Origin of the sequence: Herbaspirillum aquaticum (genome assembly GCF_002213425.1) — a bacterium.
GTDB classification, from domain to species: domain Bacteria; phylum Pseudomonadota; class Gammaproteobacteria; order Burkholderiales; family Burkholderiaceae_D; genus Herbaspirillum; species Herbaspirillum aquaticum.
The window spans coordinates 437,607-461,721 of the sequence record NZ_NJGV01000002.1 but is presented as its reverse complement, the minus strand read 5'-3'; the positions used below and the strand labels follow the sequence as shown (position 1 = coordinate 461,721).

The 24,115-nt window shown below is 63.6% G+C and carries 27 protein-coding genes and 1 pseudogene; 11 read left to right on the top strand and 17 right to left on the bottom strand.

The window, feature by feature from the left end; all coding sequences use genetic code 11:
• Positions 1–142 precede the first annotated feature (142 nt).
• On the top strand, positions 143–808 hold the full coding sequence (locus tag CEJ45_RS04455) for a site-specific integrase (RefSeq protein WP_088753995.1): 666 nt from the start codon (positions 143–145) through the stop codon (positions 806–808).
• Here the strand turns inward: CEJ45_RS04455 and CEJ45_RS04450 are convergent.
• The 9 genes from CEJ45_RS04450 to merT form a co-directional block, all read right to left on the bottom strand.
• Positions 805–3,774, bottom strand: a complete 2,970-nt coding sequence (locus CEJ45_RS04450) for a Tn3 family transposase (protein ID WP_088753994.1) — start codon at positions 3,772–3,774, stop codon at positions 805–807. The two genes, CEJ45_RS04455 and CEJ45_RS04450, sit on opposite strands and share 4 nt — an antisense overlap.
• A gap of 2 nt (positions 3,775–3,776) precedes the next feature.
• Positions 3,777–4,337, bottom strand: coding sequence for a recombinase family protein (locus tag CEJ45_RS04445; protein WP_088753993.1), 561 nt, complete (start codon positions 4,335–4,337; stop codon positions 3,777–3,779).
• A gap of 187 nt (positions 4,338–4,524) precedes the next feature.
• On the bottom strand, positions 4,525–5,454 hold the full coding sequence (locus CEJ45_RS04440) for a DUF3330 domain-containing protein (protein ID WP_088753992.1): 930 nt from the start codon (positions 5,452–5,454) through the stop codon (positions 4,525–4,527).
• Entirely contained in the window at positions 5,451–5,687 is a 237-nt protein-coding gene (gene merE, locus CEJ45_RS04435) for a broad-spectrum mercury transporter MerE (protein ID WP_088753991.1), read from the bottom strand. Before merE ends, CEJ45_RS04440 begins: the two co-directional genes overlap by 4 nt.
• Positions 5,684–6,049 (bottom strand): mercury resistance co-regulator MerD, encoded by a 366-nt coding sequence (gene merD, locus CEJ45_RS04430; protein ID WP_088753990.1) that lies wholly within the window; start codon positions 6,047–6,049, stop codon positions 5,684–5,686. Before merD ends, merE begins: the two co-directional genes overlap by 4 nt.
• A gap of 17 nt (positions 6,050–6,066) precedes the next feature.
• Positions 6,067–7,752 (bottom strand): mercury(II) reductase, encoded by a 1,686-nt coding sequence (merA, locus tag CEJ45_RS04425; RefSeq protein ID WP_088753989.1) that lies wholly within the window; start codon positions 7,750–7,752, stop codon positions 6,067–6,069.
• Between the two features lie 39 nt (positions 7,753–7,791).
• On the bottom strand, positions 7,792–8,214 hold the full coding sequence (gene merC, locus CEJ45_RS04420; RefSeq protein ID WP_088753988.1) for an organomercurial transporter MerC: 423 nt from the start codon (positions 8,212–8,214) through the stop codon (positions 7,792–7,794).
• Positions 8,215–8,237: 23 nt separating this feature from the next.
• The gene (merP, locus tag CEJ45_RS04415) at positions 8,238–8,513 is read right to left on the bottom strand and encodes a mercury resistance system periplasmic binding protein MerP (RefSeq protein WP_088753987.1); all 276 of its coding nucleotides are present in this window, start codon (positions 8,511–8,513) and stop codon (positions 8,238–8,240) included.
• 15 nt (positions 8,514–8,528) lie between these two features.
• Positions 8,529–8,879: a mercuric ion transporter MerT gene (gene merT, locus CEJ45_RS04410; RefSeq protein WP_088753986.1), complete on the bottom strand. Its 351-nt coding sequence runs from the start codon at positions 8,877–8,879 to the stop codon at positions 8,529–8,531.
• Between the two features lie 71 nt (positions 8,880–8,950).
• Between merT and merR the strand changes: the two genes are divergently transcribed.
• The gene (merR, locus tag CEJ45_RS04405) at positions 8,951–9,376 is read left to right on the top strand and encodes an Hg(II)-responsive transcriptional regulator (protein WP_088753985.1); all 426 of its coding nucleotides are present in this window, start codon (positions 8,951–8,953) and stop codon (positions 9,374–9,376) included.
• Positions 9,377–9,427: 51 nt separating this feature from the next.
• Positions 9,428–9,763 carry a tyrosine-type recombinase/integrase gene (locus CEJ45_RS04400; protein ID WP_158214893.1) on the top strand — a complete coding sequence of 112 codons (336 nt, stop codon included), beginning with the start codon at positions 9,428–9,430 and terminating at the stop codon, positions 9,761–9,763.
• 4 nt (positions 9,764–9,767) lie between these two features.
• Here the strand turns inward: CEJ45_RS04400 and CEJ45_RS04395 are convergent, their stop codons facing one another.
• Positions 9,768–10,136, bottom strand: coding sequence for a hypothetical protein (locus tag CEJ45_RS04395; RefSeq protein WP_088753983.1), 369 nt, complete (start codon positions 10,134–10,136; stop codon positions 9,768–9,770).
• A 259-nt stretch (positions 10,137–10,395) separates the two neighbouring features.
• Here CEJ45_RS04395 and CEJ45_RS04390 point away from each other — a divergent pair, with 259 nt between their 5' ends.
• The gene (locus CEJ45_RS04390; RefSeq protein WP_088753982.1) at positions 10,396–11,016 is read left to right on the top strand and encodes a carboxymuconolactone decarboxylase family protein; all 621 of its coding nucleotides are present in this window, start codon (positions 10,396–10,398) and stop codon (positions 11,014–11,016) included.
• 77 nt (positions 11,017–11,093) lie between these two features.
• Here the strand turns inward: CEJ45_RS04390 and CEJ45_RS04385 are convergent, their stop codons facing one another.
• From CEJ45_RS04385 to CEJ45_RS04375, 3 genes are all read right to left on the bottom strand, one after another.
• Entirely contained in the window at positions 11,094–11,888 is a 795-nt protein-coding gene (locus CEJ45_RS04385; protein WP_088753981.1) for an EAL domain-containing protein, read from the bottom strand.
• 71 nt (positions 11,889–11,959) lie between these two features.
• Positions 11,960–14,479 (bottom strand): YbcC family protein, encoded by a 2,520-nt coding sequence (locus CEJ45_RS04380; RefSeq protein ID WP_088753980.1) that lies wholly within the window; start codon positions 14,477–14,479, stop codon positions 11,960–11,962.
• 22 nt (positions 14,480–14,501) lie between these two features.
• Complete coding sequence (locus CEJ45_RS04375; protein WP_088753979.1) at positions 14,502–16,064, bottom strand: NADH-quinone oxidoreductase subunit L; 1,563 nt, start codon at positions 16,062–16,064, stop codon at positions 14,502–14,504.
• A 100-nt stretch (positions 16,065–16,164) separates the two neighbouring features.
• On the opposite strand from CEJ45_RS04375, the gene CEJ45_RS04370 reads away from it, so the two are divergent.
• The 7 genes from CEJ45_RS04370 (at position 16,165) to CEJ45_RS04340 (ending at position 20,929) form a co-directional block, all read left to right on the top strand.
• On the top strand, positions 16,165–17,058 hold the full coding sequence (locus tag CEJ45_RS04370; RefSeq protein WP_088753978.1) for a LysR family transcriptional regulator: 894 nt from the start codon (positions 16,165–16,167) through the stop codon (positions 17,056–17,058).
• A gap of 177 nt (positions 17,059–17,235) precedes the next feature.
• Positions 17,236–17,451, top strand: coding sequence for a hypothetical protein (locus tag CEJ45_RS04365; protein WP_088754039.1), 216 nt, complete (start codon positions 17,236–17,238; stop codon positions 17,449–17,451).
• Between the two features lie 171 nt (positions 17,452–17,622).
• A complete protein-coding gene (locus CEJ45_RS04360; RefSeq protein ID WP_088753977.1) occupies positions 17,623–17,940 on the top strand; it encodes an ArsR/SmtB family transcription factor in 318 nt (105 codons plus the stop codon).
• Between the two features lie 2 nt (positions 17,941–17,942).
• Positions 17,943–18,392: a YeeE/YedE family protein gene (locus CEJ45_RS04355; protein WP_088753976.1), complete on the top strand. Its 450-nt coding sequence runs from the start codon at positions 17,943–17,945 to the stop codon at positions 18,390–18,392.
• Entirely contained in the window at positions 18,389–18,817 is a 429-nt protein-coding gene (locus tag CEJ45_RS04350) for a YeeE/YedE family protein (protein WP_088753975.1), read from the top strand. Before CEJ45_RS04355 ends, CEJ45_RS04350 begins: the two co-directional genes overlap by 4 nt.
• Positions 18,818–18,903: 86 nt before the next feature.
• Positions 18,904–19,779 carry an MBL fold metallo-hydrolase gene (locus CEJ45_RS04345; protein ID WP_088753974.1) on the top strand — a complete coding sequence of 292 codons (876 nt, stop codon included), beginning with the start codon at positions 18,904–18,906 and terminating at the stop codon, positions 19,777–19,779.
• A 454-nt stretch (positions 19,780–20,233) separates the two neighbouring features.
• A complete protein-coding gene (locus CEJ45_RS04340) occupies positions 20,234–20,929 on the top strand; it encodes a VIT1/CCC1 transporter family protein (protein ID WP_088753973.1) in 696 nt (231 codons plus the stop codon).
• Between the two features lie 4 nt (positions 20,930–20,933).
• Here the strand turns inward: CEJ45_RS04340 and CEJ45_RS04335 are convergent, their stop codons facing one another.
• The 4 genes and pseudogenes from CEJ45_RS04335 to CEJ45_RS25275 form a co-directional block, all read right to left on the bottom strand.
• Positions 20,934–21,347 carry a DUF2306 domain-containing protein gene (locus CEJ45_RS04335; RefSeq protein ID WP_088753972.1) on the bottom strand — a complete coding sequence of 138 codons (414 nt, stop codon included), beginning with the start codon at positions 21,345–21,347 and terminating at the stop codon, positions 20,934–20,936.
• 101 nt (positions 21,348–21,448) lie between these two features.
• Positions 21,449–23,578: a calcium-binding protein gene (locus CEJ45_RS04330; RefSeq protein ID WP_158214892.1), complete on the bottom strand. Its 2,130-nt coding sequence runs from the start codon at positions 23,576–23,578 to the stop codon at positions 21,449–21,451.
• The gene (locus CEJ45_RS04325) at positions 23,556–24,026 is read right to left on the bottom strand and encodes a calcium-binding protein (protein ID WP_088754038.1); all 471 of its coding nucleotides are present in this window, start codon (positions 24,024–24,026) and stop codon (positions 23,556–23,558) included. Before CEJ45_RS04325 ends, CEJ45_RS04330 begins: the two co-directional genes overlap by 23 nt.
• Positions 24,012–24,086, bottom strand: a pseudogene (locus CEJ45_RS25275) (hypothetical protein); the annotation flags it as partial. The pseudogene CEJ45_RS25275 and the gene CEJ45_RS04325, both read right to left, overlap by 15 nt.
• Positions 24,087–24,115 lie beyond the last annotated feature (29 nt).

Genomic DNA, 24,115 nt, shown 5'->3' with positions numbered 1-24,115 from the left:
ATTACATAATACGTAATTACGTAATATAAATACAGATTTATTTTTAGCTGATTGCGATATTTTAAGATAGGATATTGGATGATTATCCAATCTGATCAGCCAAACACCCCCCAATCTCCGCTCCCCTACCTGTAATAGCCCCATGCCTCCCGACCAGCCCCGCCTTGAAATTGACGACTACCTGCACGCCGCCACGCGTGACAACACGCGCCGCAGCTATCGATCGGCGGTCCGGCATTTCGAAGTGGAATGGGGTGGCTTCCTGCCGGCCACGGCCGACAGCCTGGTGCGCTATCTCGCCGATCACGCGGGCAAGCTGGCACACAACACACTCAAGCAGCGCATTTCGGCCTTGGGCCAATGGCATGTGGACCAGGGCTTCCCCGATCCGACCAAGGCGCCCGTGGTGCGCAAGATGCTGCGTGGCATCCAGGAATTGCATCCCGCCGCGGAAAAGCGCGCCAAACCGCTGCAACTGGAAGCCCTGGAGCAAACCGTCGCTTACCTGGACCAGCAGCGCGAACTGGCCCGCCAGCAGGCGCGTTTTGGCGACCTGCTGCGCCATACACGGGACAAGGCCTTGCTGCTGATCGGATTTTGGCGAGGCTTTCGCAGCGATGAACTGGCGCGGCTGGAGATCGGGCGGATCGAGGCAGTGCCCGGTGAAGGCATGCGCATCCACCTGCCACGCACCAAGACCGACCGCAGCCTCAAGGGCAGCACCTACAAAACGCCCGCGCTGTCGCGGCTGTGCCCGGTGGCGGCTTACCTGGGGTCGCCTCAGAAAACGGAAAATAAAGCACGCTAAGCCGGTTGCAACGGTCGTAGCGGCCTGAACTTGCCCGCGCCGATCTTGGCGCTGCTGCGCCAGAGGTAATCGCCGGTCAGGTTGATGTGTTCCCATCCGAGTGGCGACAGGTACTGCAACAGCGCCTCATCGACGGCATGACCGTTGCCACGCAAAGCATGCGCTGCGCGCTCCAGGTAGACCGTGTTCCACAGCACGACAGCCGCCGTCACCAGGTTGAGACCACTGGCACGGTAGCGCTGCTGCTCGAAGCTACGGTCGCGGATTTCGCCCAGCCGGTTGAAGAATACGGCGCGGGCCAGCGCGTTGCGCGCCTCGCCCTTGTTGAGTCCGGCATGGACACGTCGGCGCAGTTCCACGCTTTGCAGCCAGTCGAGGATAAACAGCGTGCGCTCGATGCGCCCCAGCTCGCGCAGCGCCACGGCCAGACCGTTCTGACGTGGGTAACTGCCGAGCTTCCTGAGCATCAGCGAGGCCGTCACCGTGCCCTGCTTGATTGAGGTGGCTAGGCGCAGGATTTCGTCCCAATGGGCACGGATAGCCTTGATATTCAACTTGTCGCTGCTAATCATCGGCTTGAGTGCGTCGTAACTGGTTTCACCCTTGGGAATGAATAGCTTGGTGTCGCCCAAGTCGCGGATGCGCGGCGCAAAGCGGAAGCCCAGCAGGTGCATGAGGGCAAAGACGTGATCGGTGAAGCCCGCCGTGTCGGTGTAGTGCTCCTCGATACGCAGGTCGGACTCGTGGTACAGCAGGCCGTCGAGTACATAGGTCGAGTCGCGCACGCCAACATTGACCACCTTGGTGTGGAACGGCGCGTATTGGTCGGAGATGTGGGTGTAGAACGTCCGTCCTGGGCTGCTGCCGTATTTCGGGTTGATGTGCCCGGTACTCTCGGCCTTGCTGCCGGTTCGGAAGTTCTGGCCGTCCGACGATGACGTGGTGCCGTCGCCCCAATGCTCGGCGAACGGATGCCGGAACTGGGCGTTCACCAGCTCGGCCAGCGCCGTCGAATAGGTTTCGTCGCGGGTATGCCAGGCTTGCAGCCAGGCGAGCTTGGCGTAGGTCGTGCCGGGGCAGGACTCGGCCATCTTGGTCAGGCCCAGGTTGATTGCGTCGGCCAGGATGGTGGTCAACAGCAGGTTTTTGTCCTTGGACAGGTCGCCCGATTTCAGGTGCGTGAAATGGCGGGTGAAGTCCGTCCACTCATCGACTTCGAGCAGAAGTTCGGTGATCTTGACGTGTGGCAGGATCATGGCTGTCTGGTCGATCAACGCCTGCGCGGTGTCGGGCACCGCCGCATCCAGCGGCGTGATCTTCAGGCCCGACTGGGTGATGATCGCATCCGGCAGGTCGTTCGCCGCTGCCATGCGGTTGACCGTGGCAAGCTGCGCTTCCAGCAGCGTCAGCCGGTCGTGCAGGTACTGGTCGCAGTCGGTGGCCACGGCCAGCGGCAATTCGCTGGACTGCTTGAGACTGGCAAATTTCGCGGGCGGCACCAAGTAGTCCTCGAAGTCCTTGAACTGGCGCGACCCCTGCACCCAGATGTCGCCCGAGCGCAGCGAGTTCTTCAGCTCCGATAGCGCGCACAGCTCATAGTAGCGCCGGTCAATGCCGGTGTCAGTCATCACCAGCTTCTGCCAGCGCGGCTTGATGAAATCGGTCGGCGCGTCGGCGGGCACTTTGCGGGCGTTATCGGTATTCATGCTGCGGAGTATGTCAATGGCGTCCAGCACGTCCTTGGCGGCCGGCGCGGCCCGCAGCTTGAGCACGTCGAGGAATTCGGGCGCGTAGCGGCGCAAAGTGGCGTAGCTCTCGCCAATACGGTGCAGGAAGTCGAAGTCATCGGGCTGTGCGAGCTTCTGCGCCTCCGTGACGCTCTCGGCGAAGGCGTCCCAGGACATGACGGCCTCGATGGCCGCGAACGGGTCGCGACCCGACTGCTTGGCATCGATCAGCGCCTGGCCGATGCGCCCGAACAGGCGCACCTTGGCGTTGATGGCCTTGCCGGATGCCTGGAACTGCTGCTGATGCTTGTTCTTGGCGGCGTTGAACAGCTTGCCTAGGATACGGTCGTGCAGGTCGATGATTTCATCGGTGACGGTGGCCATGCCCTCGATGGCCAACGCGACAAGGGTGGCGTAGCGCCGCTGCGGCTCGAACTTGGCCAGGTCGGCGGGCGTCATTTGACCACCCTCGCGGGCGATCTTGAGCAGACGGTTTTGGTGCACCAGCCGCTCGATGCCGGTCGGCAGGTCGAGTGCCTGCCAGGCCTTGAGGCGCTCAATGTGTTCGAGCATGTGCCGGGAGTTCGGTTTGGCGGGCGACTGGCGCAACCAGGCCAGCCAGGTCGTCTTGCCGTTGTCGCGGCGTTTAAGCAGGCCGTCGAGGCAATGCCGGTGCCTGTTCGACAACGGTTCGGACAGGGCTTCGTAGATACGCCGGTTGGCGCGGGTGATCGCCTCGGAGCTGGCGCGCTCGATGGCATTGAGCGCGGGCAGAATGATGGATTGCCGCCGCAGATGTTCGATCAAGGCATTAGCCAGCACGATGCCCTTGTCGGTCTGCATCGCCAACTCGGTCAGCGTGTGTACGGCCTGCCGGTAGTGGCTCATGGTGAAGGGCTGGAAGCCGAACACCGTTTGCAGCTCCATCAGGTGCTCGCGTCGGGTCTGCTCCCGCTGCCCGTAGTCGTCCCAGCTTTCGACGCCGACCTTGAGTTGGTCAGCGACCAGTTTCAACAACGGCTGGAACGGCGGCTGATCGACGCCAAGAATGATGCCGGGAAAGCGCAGGTAGCAAAGTTGCACGGCGAAGCCCAGCCGGTTGGCTGGCCCGCGCCGCTGCCGGATGATGGAGAGGTCGGCTTCGTTGAATGTGTAATGTCGAATCAGGTCGTCCTTGGTGTCCGGCAACGCAAGCAGGCTTTCCCGCTCGGTGGCGGACAGGATAGAGCGACGAGGCATAGCTATTGATCCAATCTCAAGTATTGATACAGGGTCTCCCGGCTGACACCAAATTCACGTGCCAGCTTCGCCTTCTGCTCGCCGGCAGCGGCCCGCTGCCGCAGCTCGGCGACCTGTTCGGGCGACAATGCCTTTTTGCGGCCCCGATAGGCTCCGCGCTGTTTAGCGAGCGCGATGCCTTCTCGCTGCCGCTCGCGGATCAAGGCCCGCTCGAATTCGGCGAACGCCCCCATCACCGACAGCATCAGGTTCGCCATCGGCGAATCCTCGCCGGTGAAGATCAGACTCTCCTTGACGAACTCGATGCGCACGCCGCGTTTGGTCAGCTTTTGCACAAGGCGGCGCAAATCATCGAGGTTGCGCGCCAGCCGATCCATGCTGTGAACCACCACGGTGTCGCCTTCGCGCACGAAGGCCAGCAACGAATCGAGTTCAGGCCGCTGGGTGTCCTTGCCCGACGCCTTGTCGGTGAATATCCTGCCGACTTCGACATGCTCCAGTTGCCGTTCCGGGTTCTGGTCGAAGCTGCTGACCCGGACATAGCCGATGCGTTGACCCTGCATGATGCCTCCAAACACGAAAGTGTCAGGAAGAAATCTATGACCTTTCGCCGCAGGTGTCAAGAAATGCAAAAATTAGCTCTATTCTGACGTTTCGATATGACCTGTCCTGACATCAGGATAGGGTATGCTTCAGCCTGACGGAATTGGGCCGCCGGCGGCTGATGTAGTAACTGGTTCGGCTACGGTTTTAGCTCGGGGCCTGAAAGCGTTCATAACAATCGAGTCCACAAAAGTGCTCGACGTATTCCGCGCCTTCCGGGGTGAAGGCAGCATCGAGCGGAATTTCCTTGCAGCACACGCAGCAGGTGGCAGTCGGTTCGTTGACGTTCATGGTGACACCCCTCCATCGCTTAACGAAGGCGGCGAATGCCGCCGCCGGCATAGGCTTGGCAAACAGGAAGCCCTGCACCGCCTCGCAGCCGGCTTGCCGCAACAGATCAAGGCTCGCCGCCGTTTCCACGCCCTCGGCCACAACCTCCATGTCCAGCCCGTGCGCGAGCTGGATCACCGTCCGCACGATAGTCCGGTCACGGGCGTCATCGGCGATTCCCGCGACGAACGACTGGTCGATCTTGAGCGTGGTAATCGGGCAGCATTTCAAATGTTGCAGACAGGAATAGCCTATCCCGAAGTCGTCGGCGGCGAAACGCACGCCGATGTCGCGCAAGATATCGAAGGTGGCGAACAAGGCCGGATCGCCGAAGGCGACCGATTCGGTCAGCTCAATCTCCAGATACTCGGCGGACAACTGCGCATTGGCCAGCACGCCCTTAACCCACTTGTCGAAATCCGGCCCCACCTGGCTCGCCGAAACATTGACGGCCAGGCGGAAAGGCCGCCATTGCAGCGGCAGCCAGTCACGCATCTGGCGGCAGGCTGCGCCCAGCACCCAAGCGCCGATTTTCGGCATCAGGCCAGACGATTCGACTACGGGCAGGAACTGGCCCGGCGGCAACAGTCCGAGCGCCGGGTGACGCCAGCGCAACAGGGCTTCCGCGCCGACAATCTGGCCACTGCGCAAATCGACAATCGGCTGGTAACGCAATTCGAGCTGCCCGCGCTTGACCGCCTGCGCCAGTTGCGCCGCTGTCCATTCACTGGGTTGGGAGGCGCTCATGATCGACCTCTGAAGGCCCGCAACAGCCGAGCCACAGACAGGACAAACAAGCCAGTCAGCGCGAGGGCCGCGATGCCCCAGTGCTCCCCGATGAATGCCCCGGCTGTCGTGCCGGCGAGTACAGCCGCGAGAATCGGCAAATGGCAGGGACAGGTAAGCACGGCCAGCGCGCCCCACAGGTAGCCGGCGAACGGTTTGTGTGCCTCGGTCGGCAAGCGCTCGGGGCTGTTCATGGCAGACTCGCTACGTGCTGTGCCGGCGCGCTCGGCAGGGCGGCCAACTGCACTTCCAGATCGGCCAGCACTTCGCGCCGACGTTCGACGAACTGGCGCAGCACGGCAAGCTGCGTGGCCGCTTCGTCGGCGTCCGCAGCATCCAGCGCCCGGCACAGCCGCGCCAGCGCATCCAGGCCGATGCCCGCTTCGAAGGCAGCCCGCACGAAGCACAGCCGTTGCAAGGCGGCATCGTCGAACAGGCCGTAGCCGCCTGGGGTGCACGCCACCGGGCGCAGCAATCCGCGCAGCAGATAGTCGCGCACGATATGCACGCTCACCCCGGCATCAAGGGCCAGCCGGGACACCGTGTAGGCGTTCATTGAACACCTCCTTTTCCTCATCCGGCGCAGCACGAAAGCTGCTTCACGTCCTTGCTGAAGGTCTGCGCCGCGAGCTTCAATCCCTCGACCATCGTCAGGTAGGGGAACAACTGGTCGGCCAGTTCCTGCACCGTCATTCGGTTACGGATGGCGAGCACCGCCGTCTGGATCAGTTCGCCCGCTTCCGGGGCCACCGCCTGCACGCCAATAAGCCGTCCGCTACCTTCCTCGACGACCAGCTTGATAAAGCCGCGTGTGTCGAAGTTGGCAAGCGCACGAGGCACGTTGTCCAAGGTCAAAGTGCGGCTATCGGTCTCGATTCCGTCGTGATGCGCTTCCGCTTCGCTGTAGCCCACGGTCGCCACTTGCGGATCGGTGAACACCACGGCCGGCATCGCGGTCAGGTCGATGGCCGCGTCTCCGCCCGTCATGTTGATCGCCGCACGGGTGCCGGCCGCTGCCGCGACATAGACAAACTGCGGCTGGTCGGTGCAGTCGCCAGCCGCATAAATGTGTGGCGTACTGGTGCGCATGCCCTTGTCGATGACGATGGCCCCCTGCGCATTGATGGCGACCCCCGCCGCGTCCAGCGCCAGGCTGCGCGTGTTCGGTGTCCGCCCGGTAGCGACCAGCAGCTTGTCGGCGCGCAGTTCACCGAGCCCCGTAGTCAGTACGAATTCACCGTCCACATGGGCGACCTGGCTGGCTTGCGTGTGTTCCAGCACCTTGATCCCTTCGGCACGGAAGGCCGCGGTGATGGCCTCGCCGATGGCCGGGTCTTCGCGGAAGAACAGCGTACTGCGCGCCAGGATCGTCACCTGGCTACCCAGCCGGGCGAAGGCTTGCGCCAGTTCCAGCGCCACCACCGACGATCCGATCACGGCCAGACGTTCGGGAATGGTGTCGCTGACCAGCGCTTCGGTCGAAGTCCAGTAAGGGGACTCTTTCAAGCCCGGAATCGGCGGCACGGACGGGCTTGCGCCCGTGGCGACCAGGCAGCGGTCGAAAGCCACCACGCGCTCGCCGCCATCGTTCAAATGGACGGCAATACTCTGGTTATCCTTGAAACGCGCATCACCGTGCAGAACGGTGATGGCCGGGTTGCCGTCCAGGATGCCTTCGTACTTGGCATGGCGGAGTTCTTCGACACGGGCCTGCTGCTGGGCCAGTAGTTTGCTGCGATTAATCGCAGGCACAGTCGCGGTGATACCGCCGTCGAATGGGCTTTCCCGGCGTAAATGGGCGATGTGAGCGGCGCGAATCATGATCTTGGACGGCACGCAACCGACGTTGACGCAGGTGCCGCCGATGGTGCCGCGCTCGATCAGCGTGACGTGCGCACCTTGCTCGACGGCCTTCAGTGCTGCCGCCATCGCGGACCCGCCGCTGCCGATCACGGCAACATGCAACGGGCGTTCGCCGTCGCTGCGCTTGTCGGCGGCTCCCATCCAGCCGCGCACCTTATCGAGCAGCCCGGTGCGGTTGTCCGTCGGCGTGGCATCGGCAAGCGTCGCCTGGTAGCCGAGTCTGGCTACGGCGGCCGTCAGCGCGTCGGATGCGGTGCCGGGGTCAAGGTCGAGCTGGGCTGCGCCCTTGGCGTAAGACACGACGGCCGACTGTACGCCGGGCACTTTCTCCAGGGCTTCCTTGACGTGCACCGCGCACGAGTCGCAGGTCATGCCGGTGATTTTGAGGGTGGTCATGCATTTTTCCTTTTCTGTGGTCGGCGACGGCCGTTGCCGTCAGCCACGTTGCGCTGGCAGTTCGCAGCCATCCGGCCCGCAGCGGCGATGTGCCGGCGAGACAAAATCCCAGATCGACACCCCGACCATCAAGGCCAGACCGACGTACATCAAGTTCGCTGTCCACCAGTTGCCGAGAAGCCAGACCGTTGCCGCGAACACGATGGCCGGGCCGATCATGCCGAGCAGGCTGCGGTGCCATTGCCGATGACTGAGCCAGCCAAGCGCGTTCGCCACGAACGCGATCACGGCGAACAGCGGCAGCAGCCGGCTGATGAACAGGCCCTCGTACTGGCTCAGGAAGCCTAGTCCGATGGCCGCGCCGAAACTGGCGAGGGCCGGGAAACAGGCCGCGCAGCCCATCGCGGAAACGACGCTGCCGAGTGCGCCGGTTTTATCGGCAATGCGTGTCATCAAGCCCATGATGTCGCTCCCGGTTCAGCGGCTCACTGCTTGACGCTGGATGGATAGCCCGCGTCTTCGGTGGCCTTGGTCAGCTTCTGCACGCTGGTCTTGGCATCATCGAAGGTGACAACCGCTTCGCGTGTCTCGAAGGTCACGTCAACTTTGCTGACGCCTTCGACCTTGGAAATCGCCTTCTTGACCGTGATCGGACAGGCGGCGCAGGTCATGCCAGGCACCGACAGCTTGACGGTTTGGGTGGCGGCCCATACGGGGGCAACGACGGCGACGAGAGCGAGGGAGGCAAATAGCTTTTTCATGGTGAACTCCTGTGATTAATAGAAAAATGGCATGACGTAGGGAAATCCGAGCGCGACCAGAACCAGCACGGCCACGATCCAAAAAATGAGTTGGTAGGTGGTTCGCACCTGTGGGATTGCGCAGACCTCGCCCGGCTTGCAGGCTGCGGCCGGTCGGAAGATGCGCCGCCAGGCGAAGAACAGCGCCACCAGCGCAGCACCGATAAAGATTGGTCGATACGGCTCCAACACCGTCAGGTTGCCGATCCATGCCCCGCTGAATCCCAAGGCGACCAGGACCAGCGGCCCAAGGCAACACGTTGAAGCGAGGATGGCGGCCAGCCCGCCGGCGAAGAGCGCGCCGCGCCCGTTTTGTGGTTCAGACATGCGCTTGTCTTTTCGAATCTGAATTAGATAGCGTAACCTTACTTCCGTAGTCATGTACGGAGTCAAGCGATATGCAAACTATTTTTGAGAATCTGACCATTGGCGTTTTTGCCAAGGCGGCCGGGGTCAATGTGGAGACCATCCGGTTCTATCAGCGCAAAGGATTGCTGCCTGAGCCGGACAAGCCCTATGGCAGCATTCGCCGGTATGGCGAGGCGGATGTAACGCGGGTTCGGTTCGTGAAATCGGCCCAGCGGCTGGGCTTCAGTCTGGATGAGATCGCAGAACTGCTGCGGCTGGACGATGGCACGCACTGTGAAGAAGCAAGCAGCCTGGCGGAACACAAGCTCAAGGACGTGCGCGAGAAGATGGCCGACCTGGCGCGTATGGAGTCGGTGCTGTCCGAACTCGTGTGTGCCTGCCACCTGCGGCAGGGAAATGTTTCTTGCCCGTTGATTGCGTCGCTACAAGGTGGCGCAAGCCTGGCTATGCCTTAGCGTGCTTTATTTTCCGTTTTCTGAGGCGACCCCTACCTGGATTGGCTGGCGGTGAGCGGCCTGAGCAGCGGCCCGGTGATCAGGGGCATCGATCGCTGGGGACGCATCAGCGAGGAGGCGGTCAATGCCGCCAGCATCATTCCGCTATTGCGGCGCATCCTGCAATCGGCCGGCATCGCCGACACCCATCTCTACAGCTCGCACTCGCTGCGCCGCGGCTTTGCCAGCTGGGCCAGCGCCAATGGCTGGGAGATGCGCGCCCTGATGGAATACGTGGGATGGAAGAACATTCATTCGGCAGCGCGCTATGTGGAATCCCAGGATCCCTATCACCGCGCCATGCTGGAGCGCCTGCTGCCGAAGAAGCCGGCCGCATTGGCGCCATGATGATTCATTCGCAGTCAGGATTGCCGTGCGTACGCAGGCACTGGCTGCGCGCACAGGCGGTGATGACCTGGTTGCGGCCATATTCGTTGATGTCGACCGTCACGTAGACGGGATATTGCTGGTATTCGGTGCGGAAAATGTCCTGGCAGACCGTATCGGTCCGGTTGCCGTTGACCACCGAGCTGCAGCGCGTCTGCCCGGTGGGGACCTGGATGGCGCGGGTACGCATTTCCATGCGGGTCTGCTGGATGATGGGGTATTGGGCATAGGCCGCCGGGGCGCACTGGCTTTCTGTTGCGCGATAGGCTTCGGTGGCGCAGCCGGCCAGGGCCAGCGTCATCGCCAGCCACGGGAGAGCGGCAGGAAAATTCATCAGGAAGATCTCGTTGCAGGTGGACTGGGCACAGATTGTAGCCGCGCTCGCCTCCAATCACCATGTGCGCGCATGGGAGTGAAATCGGCAAGGACGTGCCGATGTTGTATGACATTCACATCCAGCAGCATCCAAGTGAAGAGATGGGCAGACAATCCTTCCCGGCTCCCCTATCCTTGAGCCGCCGTCCTGCTACCTGCTGCATGCGGGCCAGTGCCGGCACCCATAACCAGACCAACATCCAGAGACAGAGACCTTCATGAAACGATTCCTGCGCATCGCCCTTGCCTCCACCTTGCTCACGGCCGCCGCAGCCCAGGCTGCGGACCGCCTGCCGGTGATTCCGCCCGATCAGTACACGCCGGAACAGAAAAAGGCGGCCGAAGAATTCCTGGCGGCCCGCAAAGTACCGGTATTCGGCCCCTTCGAACCCTTGATGCACAGCCCGCAAGTGATGACCCAGGCCCGCTCCATGGGCGACTACCTGCGTTACAACTCGGCCATCGGCAACACCCTGAGCGAACTGGTGATCCTGATCACGGCCCGCGAATGGACCCAGGACTACGAGTGGTACGTGCATTACCCGATCGCCATCAAGGCTGGCATCAAGCCGGAAGTGGCTGCTGCCATCGCCGATGGCCGCCGTCCGGAGGGACTCAGCGAAGATGAACAGATCGTCTATGACTTCTCGGTCGAACTACATCGCAACAAACGCGTCTCCGACCCCACCTTTGCACGTGCCGAAAAGCGCTTCGGCAAGAAGGGCGTGGTCGACCTGACCGGCATCAATGCCTATTACACGCTGCTGGCCATGCAGATGAATGCCGCGCAGTACCAGGCGCCCAAGGATTTCAAGCGACTGGCGCGCTTCCCCGAGTAAGGTCTAGCAGAACGAAAAAAAAGCGGCGTCCACGGATGCCGCTTTTCTTTCTGGTTCACCGCTTATTTCCGGCCCACTCAATCCCAGGCTTGGTCAGGCACGATGGCCAAGGCCTGGAAAGCGGGCTTGGCAAACCAGTAACCTTGCATCAGGTCGATCCCCAGTGTGGCCAGGTGATCGCGCTCGGCACGGGTCTCGACGCCCTCGGCCAGGATCTCGATATCCAGTTCCTTGCAGATGGCGGCGATGCCGGCCACGATGGCCTGGCGCGGCTTGTCGGTGTCGATGTTGCGGACCAGGTCCATGTCGATCTTGACCAGATCGGGTTGATATTCGGCCAGCAGGTTCAGGCCCGCGTAGCCGGCCCCGAAATCGTCAATGGCGGTACGAAAACCGAAACGGCTGTATTCCCGGAAAATGTTCACCAGGTGCGGCCGGTCGTCGACGCGCTCCCCTTCGGTCACCTCGAAGATGATGCGTTCGATCGGGAAGTCATACTTGCGCGCCGCCTTGAAGGTACTCTGGATGCAGACCTCCGGCCGATACACCGCATTGGGCAGGAAATTGATCGACAAGAACTCCGTCATGCCCAGGCGCGCCGCGCCCTCTACCGCCTTGGTGCGGCAGGCTTGGTCAAAACGATAGCGGTTGGTGTCATTGACCTGGGCCAGTACCGTGTACGCGGGCTCGCCCTGCGGGCCGCGCACCAGCGCCTCGTAGGCATACACCGAGCGCGTGGACAGCCGCACGATGGGCTGGTAGGCATACTCGAATTCAATATCCAGCGCGCCCTCCTCCGAGCAGCCCTCGCAGGAGCGGCTCGCGGCGGCGTCTCCCGGGCTGGCAATGGAGGCTGGGATGATCGGAATCATGCTCTCTCCGGTAAATCATGGTTGCAAAACGGCAGCTATGCTACAGCATCTTGCCCACGACACCAGAAGTTTCACAGCGTAATTGACTTCCAGCCCTCGCGCCGCCACTGTTCCAGCCCCGCTTGACCAAAGCGCCACAGGTGCAGCCAGCCGTGTTCCAGCAACTGGCGCACGATGGCATGGCGCGACACGATGGCATCGATGGCCTCGGCCGGCGCATCGATGACCACCGTCAGGCGCAATGGCTCATGGACCCATTGCTGGCCGTCGTGCAGCGACTGGCGCGACAGGCCGATGCGCAGGTCGCCGCCATTGCCTTCGAACACGCCAATGGTGCCGCCCACCACGTTGTGCAGCAGCTTGTTGCCGCTGCCCAGGCGCTGCGGGTCGCTGGTGGAGGCGTGGTACTGCCAGTTGATCCAGTGGGTCACCAGCATGGGAGCGGTCATCAGCAGTTCCAGCACGCTGCCGTCCTGGTCCTGGCTGGCGTCGTAATCGTGCAGGAAGCAGCGTCCGCCCAGGTCCAGCCCACGGCTGCGCGCACGCGGCGCGATCAGGAAGGCGGCGTTGCCGGTCAGGCCCCATTCGGGGCGGGTCTCGGCGCCATCATTGGCGCGGCGGCGCAGTTGCTTGAGCAGCGCCGGGGCCGCCTGGGCTGCTTGCATGCCCAGCCGCAGCGCCCGCTCGCGCCGCACGCGGTCACCCGCTTCGGCCAGCACCGGTTGCAGCGCTTGCCAGCGCGAACGGGCGGCCGCTGGCAGCAGGTCGAGATCGAAGGCTTCGATCTCGTCGGTGGTCGTGTTGTGCAGCACGGCCAGGAAGTGGCTGTCTTCCGGGATGAAGATCTGCTGTTCCAGCAGGCCGCGCCGCACCTCGTTTTCGTTGAGCAGGTGTGCCAGCGTCCGGGCGTTGACCTCGCCGGTCTGGCCGCAGCAGGCGCCGCAATCCAGTGCCGCTGCATGTGCATTGTTGGCGGACTGGCTGCCATGGCCGGCCAGCAGCACCAGCGGGGCCACCTCCCGGTCCAGCCCCATGGCGTGCAGGACCCGCGCCGCCAAGGCGACCTTGTCGGCCAGGGTCACGCCCACCAGCTGCGGCCGGCACACGTCGCGGTAGCGCGCCGGCAATCCCGCCAGATCGTCGCGCGCACGCTCGGCCTGGCCGGGCCGCAACCATTGCCACAAGCCGCCCAGCGCCGTGACACCGGCCACCTCGACGAAGGAAAACGCCGAGCCCGGCCAGCGCGTATTGCCCTGCCATTGCTCCTTGAACGCCAGCGTCTTGCGCCGCGCCCGTGCTACGGCACTGGCCAGCACGCCGCCATCGGCCGCCCCCGCGGCAGGCGCCACCACATCATGCACCTGGTAAGCGGGCGCCAGCAGGCCCGGCAGCTGCGGACGGCTGGCCTCGGTGGCCAACGGCGTGTAGGCCACCGGGAGCCCGAAGAAGCCGGCAAAACCCAGGGTCTGGATGCCGGGATGGACAGCCTCCAGCGCCCGCCGCAGCGGTTCACTGCGCACATCGATGCAGAACGCGGCCTGCACCTCGGCCTTGGTGTCCACCTTCGCAGACTGCTGCAGCAAGGCCGCAGCGAGCTTGCGCTGGTATCCCGCCTCCAGCGCGAGCTGCCACAGTTCATCGACCAGCAGGTCCTGGCGCGCCTGTTCCAGGCGCTCCTGCGAACGGGACCAGGCCTGCTGCACGGTATGGAAGGCGTGGCTGGCGGCTTCGTCGTCCTTGCACTCCAGCAGCAAGGCGCCCCAGGCCATGCGGATGGCCAGCAGTTCGCGCAGGTGTTCATCACTGCGGCCGGCCAGTTTCGCCTCCCAGCCCAGGTAGGCACACCAGGAGGCCCAGCCGTTGACGGTCAGCAGGACCGATTCCAGGTAGTCGGCCCACACATCCGGCGGCAAGTCCATGCGCCGCATCACCCAGCGTTCGGCCTCGCGCGCGCAGGCCGGCAGCGCGCGGATGCCATCGGCGATGTGCGGCAGCCCCATCAGCAGGCCGATGCCGTGGTCGTGCTCCAGCGTCTCGCGCCAGAAGGCATACAGGCCCAGGCCACGCTCGGGCTGCCAGTCGGCCTGGTGCTGGTCGAAATAGGCGGCACAGGTCTGGCTGACCTGGTGCGTGATGGCCTGGCGCCAGGAGAGCCGGGTATGACGCTGCGGGTCGTTGTCCAGCACGTCGATGAGCAGCGGCAGGCGCGGCGGCGTATTGGCCGCGGCCAGCACCCCGAGGCAGTGGTCAACGTCGAAACCGCGCTCCTGGGCCTCGATGGATTGGGCCAGTGCGTACTCCAGGTCGGCTTGGGTCACCCGGCCCTGGTCCCAGGCCTGTTGCAGTTGTTCCTTGGGCGGGAATACCTGGATTCCGCCCAGCAAGGCCATGCGCGCCGCCACCTGGCGCAGCGGCATGCCGACCCGCGACCAGTGCGGATTGACGGCGATGGCGCGGTCCAGTGGCCAGGCCGGGGCGATGGCAGCGCAGGCATCCTGGCAGGCTTGCTGCAAGCGCTGTTCCAGCTCGGCGCTCCAGGCGGCGGGCGCGGTAGCGAGCGCCTGGGTGTCTTGGTCGAATGGATTGTTCATGCTCTTCTCCGGTGAGGCGGGCTCAGCCCTGTCCACGGCCATCGCTGGCGGGATTGTTCACATGTTGTGCTGCAGCAGCCCGCCGGGCGCTGGGCGCCCAGTTCGAGGGCCACCACTGCAGCGCCAGGCGGGTATAGGCTTCATCGAGGTAGAAGCCGGCGTAGCTGCGGCGGCGCCAGGCCGCCATGGCGTGCGGTGCCAGTTGCAGCAGGCCCATGCAGACGTACAGCGCCAGCATCGCCAGCAGTGCCGTGACCCCGAAGACGCTGCGCGGCATGTCGGCAATGTGCAGCGGCAGCAGGTGGGCCAGCAGCGCGGCCACCGTCAGCCCGGCCGCCCCCAGCAATCCCAGCAGCCCGCTGCGCAGGCGGCCGGTGCCGCCGGCCTGCGCGCGCCACAGCAGCGGTGCCCAGGCCAGGCCGAGGATGCCGCTCCACCACCATGGCCAGGCCGGATGCGGGCTCAGGCTGTGCAGGCCCAGCACCATCGCCACGCTGGCCAGCGGTGCCAGGATGACGCTGGCCGTCGTCGGCACGGACGGGCTATGCAAGGCCGCCAAGCGGGTCTCGCGCACCACCGAGGAAGCGGACAGGAAAGCGTGCGCCTTGTAGAGCGAGTGCCCGATCAGGTGCAGGGCGGCAAAGAAGTACAGGCCCGCGGCGCATTCCAGCAGCATGAAACCCATCTGCGCCACGGTCGACCAGGCCAGCTTGACCTTGATGCTGATGCGGGTCAGCATCACCAGCCCCGCCAGCAGCACGGTACCGGCACTGACGATGAGCAGCACGGCGCGCGCCGCGATAGCCTGCTCCAGCAAGGGTGCAAAGCGCACCAGCACGAAGCCACCCAGGTTGACCACACCCGCATGCAGCAGGGCCGACACCGGCGTGGGTGCCTCCATCACCTGGATCAGCCACCCATGCACCGGCAGCAGCGCGGTGCGCAGGATCACCGCCAGCGTCAGGCACAGCGCGCTGACCTGCAGGCTGGTGGACATGCCCTGCTGCGCTACATGCGCCCACAACGCCGAGAAGGAACCGTTGCCCACTTCCCGCCAGGCCAACGCCGCAGCCACGATCAGCAATACATCGGCCAGGCGGTCGGCGATGCTTTTCTTGTAGGAAGCCAGACGTGCAAAAGGCCGCTCGGGGTAGAAGCACAGCAGCCGCTGCAGGGCCAGGCCGACGATGGCCCAGGCGGCGATGAGCACCACCCAGTGGTCGGCCAGCAGCAGCAGGTGTACGGCCGTCAGCACGACGGCCAGCGCAGCGGCATACTGGCGCTGGCCATGCTCGCCCTGCAGGTAGCGTGCGGAAAAACTGCCGATCACGGTGCCCAGCGCTTGCACCAGCAGCGCCAGCACCAGGCCCAGGGTGGACAGATGCAGCACGCCCGGCCAAGGCGCGCCATCACGTCCGGCGACGAGCGTGAGCAAGGCCATCAGCAGCGACAGCAGGGACAGCGACTGGAACAGCGTCCAGACGCGCGGCGGGGTCATCCGCGAGAAGCCCAGCACCAGGGCCGCGGCCAGCATCAGCGCCGGCGTGGCCCAGGCACTGAAAGCCAGGAGGGAATTGGTCGTCATGACAAGAAACCTCATGCATAGTGAATAAGGCCATGATGCTTGCCATTGATCGTTCTGTAAATTACATTTATCAGAACGAATTCATTGATAAATACGAACGATGCGTCTAGAACAGCTTAACTTTCATCATCTACGCTACTTCTGGCGGGTCGCCAAGCTGGGCCACCTGACCCGGGCGGCCGAGGAGTTGCATACTTCCCAATCGGCAGTATCGGCACAGATTCGTCAGCTGGAAAAGCAGCTGGATGAAGATCTCTTCCTGCGCGAGGGACGCCGGCTGAGCTTGACCGATACCGGCCAGCTGGTATTCAACTACGCCGACAACATCTTCGGCCTGAGCCAGGAAATGCTGGGCCGGCTGGAAGGCCGTTCGGCCGGCGTGACGCGCTTGCGGGTGGGCAGCGTGGCCACGCTGTCGCGTAATTACCAGGAGAACTGGATTCGCCCCATGCTCTCCGACCCCTCGGTCTCGCTGACACTGGAGTCGGGCTTGCTGGAAGGCTTGCTGGAGCGGCTCATGCAGCACCAGCTCGACGTCGTACTGGCCAATGAAACCGTTCCTTCCGACCCGGATCGCCCCCTGCACTGCCGATTCCTGGGTAGCCAGGCAGTCTCGGTGGTGGGACCGGCGCACCGCTGGGAAGCGCGCAGCCTGCGCATTCCGCAAGACCTGGAAGGGATCGACATGGCCCTGCCCGGTCCGCGCCATGCACTGCGCATGCAGTTCGATGCCCTTTGCATCTCCAGCGACGTCCGCCCGCGCATGCGCGCCGAGGTGGATGACATGGCCATGCTGCGCCTGATCGCGCGCGACAGCGGCTGGCTCACCGTCCTGCCGGAAGTGGTGGTGCAGGATGAGTTGCGCAACGGCACCCTGGTGGTGGCCGGGCAGACCAGCGAGCTGGTGGAAAGCTTCTACGCCATCACCACCCCGCAGCATCACTACGATGAATTGCTCGATCGCCTGCTGGCGGGCGGCCCGCATCCTTCCTGATGATCCCCGTCGGTTACCCATCAGCATTTTTTACTACTCATCGGTAGACTAGACAGTTTGCGCAACAATATGCAAGCTAATGCCAATATTGCCAAGGTGGTAATAGCGTACACTTTGGCAACTCAGGGGCAAGCATTGTCTGACTTGCTGCACACCAAAAGAAACCCGGCGGACACAATGAGGAAGGCACTGTTCAGGTATCGCGACGAGCTGGTCAGGATAGAGCTCAAATGCCCGGGGAATACCGGCAGTGGCTGGACCTGGGATCTCTACATCAATGGCGAACTGCAATTCTGCGGCGAGGATGCCCCATTTTCCTTCGCCGAGGAAGCCATGGCGGCTGCCCAACAGGCCAGCCGCCACATGATCGACCTGCTGCACGCTTCTTCCTGATCTGTCCGGCAGGTCGGTATGGCCCTTGCGCCGGAAACACAGCCGCTTATCACTCTCTTCCTCGCCGTTTTTCTCCCCCGTACCCCTTTTATCGCCAATTCAGCTTGCACCAAGCACGCGACGGAATTAATATACATTTTCATATAATATATTTATGAATAATATTTCCCGATGAGCAGCCCTGCCCTTTTGCAAGCCGATCCGATGCGCCACGCTGCCGGTCAAGCGGTGGCAGCGCTCAAGGTGCTCGCCAATGAAGACCGGCTGCTGCTGATGTGCCAGCTCTCGCAGGCGGAGATGTGCGTCAGTGAGCTGGAAGAGACGCTAGACATCCGCCAGCCCACGCTGTCGCAACAACTTGGCGTGTTGCGCAATGAGGGGGTGGTCAGTACCCGGCGCGAGGGCAAGCGCGTCTATTACCGGGTCAGCGATCCTCGCTTGCTGGAGATGCTGGCGCTGATGTATCAACTTTATTGTCCCAAGGAGTGAGCATGGAGTTTGCATGGAATGCCTTTACCCCTGGCGCATCGCTGGCCGGCGGCCTGCTGATCGGATTGGCGGCGTCGGTGCTGGTGCTCTGCAATGGCCGCATCGCCGGCATCAGCGGCATGGTGGCCGGACTGCTTTCCTTGCGCGCGGAGGACAACAGCTGGCGCTGGCTGTTCGTGCTGGGCTTGCTGCTGGCACCTGCCCTGTATGCGCTGGTGGCGGCCTTGCCCGCCGTTCGCATCGATACCGGCATCCCGCTCATTGTCCTGGCCGGATTGCTGGTAGGCGTCGGCACGCGTTACGGCGCTGGCTGCACCAGCGGGCATGGGGTGTGCGGATTGTCGCGCCTGTCGCTGCGCTCGGCGGTGGCGACGGCCTGCTTCATGGCGGCCGGATTCGCCAGCGTCTACCTGTTGCGCCACGTGCTTGGGCTGCAAGGAGCCCTTCCATGAACCGCCTGCGCAAGCTCGCCGCCCTGGCTGCTGGACTGCTGTTCGGCCTGGGCCTGATCGTTTCGGGGATGGCCGATCCGGCCAAGGTGTTGGGCTTTCTCGATCTGGCCGGTCATTGGGATCCCTCCCTGGCCTTGGTCATGGCCGGCGCCATCGCCATCGGCATGCCTGCTTTCACCCTGGCGCGGCGCAGGTCCCGCTCGCTGCTGGGCGCGCCCATGCAATTGCCCACCGCCCGCGGTATCGACCGGCGGCTGGTGCTGGGCAGCGTGCTGTTTGGTGTCGGCTGGGGCCTGGCGGGCATCTGTCCGGGACCGGCGCTGGTGTTGCTGGGCATGGGGTCGCTGAAGGGTTTGGCGTTCGTGATGGCAATGCTGGCTGGTATGCTGCTGTTCGCCTGGATCGAGCGCTTCCAGGCGAAATGAACGAAAAGACAGCTCGTGGCCCGTCCTCGCGAGCCCGCGCCGTCATCCGTACAGTTGAATGTGAAGAAACAACACCAGGATTACCCATGGACAAACTGCATATCGAAGGCCACTTCGATCCCGCCACCAGCACCGTCAGCTACATCGTGCTGGACCGCGCCACCTTGCACTGCGCGCTGGTGGACAGCGTACTCGATTACGATCCCAAGTCCGGGCGCACCTCCACCGGCAGCGCCGATCATCTGATCGCGCGGGTAGCGGCGCTGGGCGCTACCGTGCAATGGATCCTGGAAACCCATGCACACGCCGACCACCTGTCCGCCGCGCCCTACCTGAAACAGAAGCTGGGCGGCCGCATCGCCATCGGCGAACATATCCGGCAGGTGCAGCAGGTCTTTGGCAAGCTCTTCAACGCGGGCACGGAGTTTGAACATGACGGCAGCCAGTTCGATCACCTCTTCACCGAGGGAGAACGCTTCCAGATCGGCCAGTTGCAGGCGCGCGTGATGCACACGCCCGGACATACCCCGGCCTGTGTCACCTATGTCGTGGAGGAGGCGGACCAGGTTGCCGCTTTCGTCGGCGACACCCTGTTCATGCCGGACTACGGCACGGCACGTTGCGACTTTCCGGGCGGCGACGCGCGCCGGCTGTTCCGCTCCATCCACGCCGTGTTGTCGCTGCCGGCGCAGACCCGGCTCTACATGTGCCACGACTACCAGCCGGGCGGCCGTGAACTGCGCTTCGAGACCACCGTGGCCGAAGAGCGCCAGCACAACATTCACGTGCATGAAGGCATCAGTGAAGACGCCTTCGTCGCCATGCGGAGCGCACGCGATGCCACGCTGGACATGCCGACCCTGCTGCTGCCCTCGGTCCAGGTCAACATGCGCGCCGGCCAGATGCCGCCGGCCGAAGCCAATGGCGTGCGCTATCTGAAGATTCCGCTCAACGTCGTATGAGGTGACGAGGTGGCGCCATCAGAACATCGCAACGGTGCCACTGCGATTCAGCTATGGCCTGATGCCTGAAACACGCCCAATAGGAGCATGCCCCCGATAAGGGCCAATACGACGATGCCGCCAACGATGGCGATGGCGGTCTTGGGCTTGCGATCTGACATGACTGGTCTCCTTGACACGGCCGGGGCACATCGGTGATGGCGGCCCGGCCTGCTGCCGAGATTAGCAAACGGGCCCGGGTGCAGGGATAGGCCGGCGCCTGCACCAAGCCCTCCATACCGCTGTCATCCGCGTGGGAATGCATGAAGTACCGTCGCGCCGCAAGCTCGGGTAGCGCCCGCATGGATCCGGACAAATGCGAATTACCCTCATTTTCGCTAATTGTCGTGGCCTTTGCGCCGGCGCCGCCCTAGAATCTGCGCCATTCCGCTACCCGCATATGAACAGAAGTGCCATGGCCAAATTCCATCTCGAACATCACAAGGTTGACGCCATCTCCTGGCTGCGCGCCGCCGTCCTGGGTGCCAACGACGGCATCGTCTCCACTGCCAGCCTGCTGGTGGGCGTGGTAGCGGCCAACGCCACGCATGAGAACGTGTTGCTGACCGGCGTGGCCGGACTGGTCGCGGGGGCCATGTCGATGGCCACCGGCGAATACGTCTCCGTGCATTCACAGGCCGACAGTGAACACGCTGCCCTGAGCCAGGAGCGCGAGGAGCTGGCCATGGATCCGGAAGGCGAACACCGCGAACTGATGGGCATCTACATGCGCCGCGGCCTGAACCAGGACACCGCGCACCAGGTCGCCACGCAACTGATGGCCCACGATGCTCTCGATGCGCATGCGCGCGATGAACTGGGCATTTCGGAAACCACGGCCGCGCGGCCGGTACAGGCGGCCGTGGTCTCGGCCCTGAGCTTTGCGGTCGGTGCGGCCTTGCCGCTGGCGGTGGTCGTGCTGGCGCCTGTGGCTACGCTGTTGCCGGCCATCGTGATCGCCGCCCTGCTCTCGCTGGCGGTACTGGGCGCGGTCGCTGCCAAGACGGGCGGCGCCAATTTGTGGAAGGGAGCCCTGCGCGTGAGTCTTTGGAGCTCGCTGGCGATGGGCTGCACGGCGGCGATCGGTTCCTTCTTCGGCGCGGCGCTCTAGGGCCTCAGAGCCAACCCAGCCATTGCCCCCAGACCAGCTGGCCAAGATAGCGCGAAGGCAGCAAGGTGAATGCACCGGCCACCAGGCAAGCACCGATGTAGACCCGTTGCATGAAGCGCCGGTGCAGCGCGATGTCGCCCCGCATCACTGCAGAGAGGCCACGCCAGAGCAGGAAGGTCGTCACTGGCACCAGCAGGTGCAGCGGCGTGTAGCCCGCCATGTTGGGCAGGTCATACGAACGGATGAAGAGCGCCGAGAGGACGGTGATGACCATGCAAGTCAACCAGCCATAGCCCAGGACACGGTGCCACCGTGGCCGTACCGTGCGGCCCAGGCGGGCCCAGAAGGCGAAGGGACCGATAAGGACAGCGGCAAGTGCGGCGCTCAGGTGCAGGGCAATGACGGGGGTGAGGGACATGGCAGGCTTTCAGCAAATCGATGGAGCGATTGTGCTGGGGCCCGAATCATGTCGATAGCGGGATGCGACGAAATGCAGATGGAGTGCCGCAGAATGCAGCCTCAGTGCCAGCTTGCGGCGATGACGGCACCCAGGGCCGTCTGATAGCTGGACGTCAAGGCCGCTTGGCCGACCAGTGGCGGCGCAAAGGCGGCCATGGCAGAGACCAGCGCATCCACATCAGCCGCCCCCAGCCATCTGCCGTTGCTCAACTCCATGCGGTCCCAGCGTTTGGAATCGTCGGCAAACCATTCCTTGAAGCTGAGTTTGTCCCCCGATGCGAACAGGCTCAGTTCGAGATCCTCATCCACCCGGCGCAGCCAGATCTGTTGCTCGATGACGCCCGTCCCGATCCTGATGCGATCATCATCCGTACCGTCTCCATCATTGATGTCGATGATATCCGTACCAGAACCTGGTCCGAAGAGATAGGTATCGCCACCACCGCCGCCGGCAAGGTAATCGTCGCCGGCTCCCCCATCAAGAACGTTCCGGCCCCAGTTGCCAAGGAGGCGATTGGCCCCGGCATTGCCCCGGCCATTAATGTTGCCGTTACCGGTCAGTTCAAGGTGTTCCAGCTCGGGCGTCAGGGTGAAACTCACGGTGCTCATGACCTTGTCCACGCCCTCGCCGCGTTTCTCCACGATGACGTCGCCGGCATGATTGACGACATAGGTGTCATCGCCAGCCAGCCCTTCGAGCCGGTCGGGACCGGCGGTTCCGACGAGATAATCGTCATGCCGGGTAGCCATTGCGGATCGTTCGGTCAGCTTCGCCGCATCCCACACCGACCCGTCGCGGAACCTGATTTGGTCAATGGCACTCCCGGCCTCGGCAAACCAGCCTGAAAGCATCAGTTTGTCGGGACTGCCCACCACGTTGAGGATCAGGTCATCCCAGCGGTTGCGGGACACGTGCAGGTCATCCTGGGCAATGCCAGGGCCCAGGAGCACCACATCCATCGATGCCCTCGCTGCGGTACTGCGGTCGGCCTCATTGATCGTATCTTCGCCGCTGCCACGGCCGAACAGGTAGATATCGCTCCCCGTGCCGCCGTCCAGCCAGTCGTTATCTGGCCCGCCGTCCAGGGTGTCGGACCCGGCGCCACCATGGAGGGTATCGTTGCCACCGCCCCCGCTGAGCCGGTTGTCGCCCTGGTTGCCATTGATCGAGTTCGGGCCGTCGTTGCCGCTGCCATCAATGGCCATCGTACCCGTCAGGGTCAAGCTCTCCACATTGTCGGACAGGGTATGGCTGACGCTGGCATACACCCTGTCGATACCCTCGAAGAGACCCTCGACGATCACGTCGCCAACGTGGTTGACGATATATTCATCGTGGCCCTGCAATCCGACGAGCCGATCCGCGCCGGCCGTACCAGCCAGATAATCATGGCCTGAGCTGCTGACGATGCTGCGCCCCAGCGCCCCGGGGTGGTCCCATGGGATGCCCAGCTTGCCCAGAGGCGCCTGTGCCGGTGTGAGCACACTCCCCAGGGCATCGGCAGACCACAGCGGTTGCATGTCCACCGCTGTATTGCTGACGGCCAGAGGCTCCCCCGGCATCAGCTCGCCGCTGATGCGCACGGCCTCGACAGGCCCATGACCGGCGCTGCCTACCGTCTCGCTGACGGCGCTGACCAGGCTCTCTTGCTTGCCATCTTCCAGCAGCGACTGCATGGTGGCCCGCAAGCGATGCCCGACCAGGTCAGCACTCAGCAGCAACAGTGCTTCGGTTGCACCGGCAATGACTGTCCAGTCGATGCCATTGGCGGAGCGTTCCCAGCGATAGGAGACCTTGCCCGGCCCTTCCTGCTTGGCCAGCGCAGTATCAAGGGAGACGGTCTGTCCTTGCTTGAGATCACCTGTGATATGCAATGGCCCGCCCAGGATCTGGACATAGCCGGATCCATCCGCCCGCGCATGCCATACGGTGCCATCGGCGAACTGTATGCGGTCGACCAGTTTGCCGGCCTTGGCTTCCATTTCCACGCTGCCTCCCGCCAGGAGCAGCGTGAGCCGTTCCGACTGTACCGTGGTACGTGCCGAGGCGGCGCTGATCCCCTCCCCCAGCAGCAGGGTATCGTTGCCGTCGGCATCCTGGATCACATCGGCACCGTCTCCAGCCGCATAGCGATAGGTATCGTCACCGCTGCCACCATCGAGGCGATCATTGCCTGCGCCGCCGGTCAAGGTAGCCGTAGACCAGTACGTTCCTGCCATCCACGGAGCCCTTCTCAGGCTTGGAAAAATCCAGCAGCAGGAGATCTTCCACCTGCGTGCCCAAGCGATAGCTGACGCTGGACTGCACCATGTCCCGGCCTTCCCCGGCACGCTCACTGACCACATCACCGGCGTTGTCGACATAGTAGGTATCGTTGCCCGCACCGCCGCGCATGAGGTCGGCACCGGTCACGCCATCCAGGATGTTGTCGGCGCTGTTGCCAATGAGCGTGTTGTCGAGCGCGTTGCCGGTGGCATGGATGCGGTAGCCTTCCAGCAGCCGCAGCTCCTCGATGTGGGCGTTGAGCAGGTAGTTGCTGCTGGTGATGACGGTGTCATAGCCTTCGCCCTCTTGTTCGTAGACCGTATCGTTGACGCTGTTGACGATGTAGACATCGTCACCCTTGCCGCCGACCATGGTGTCCGCCCCTGCGCCACCATCGAGGTAATCGCTGCCCACGCCACCCACAAGGATGTCGGTGCCGGCAGTCGACCATCATCATGGAG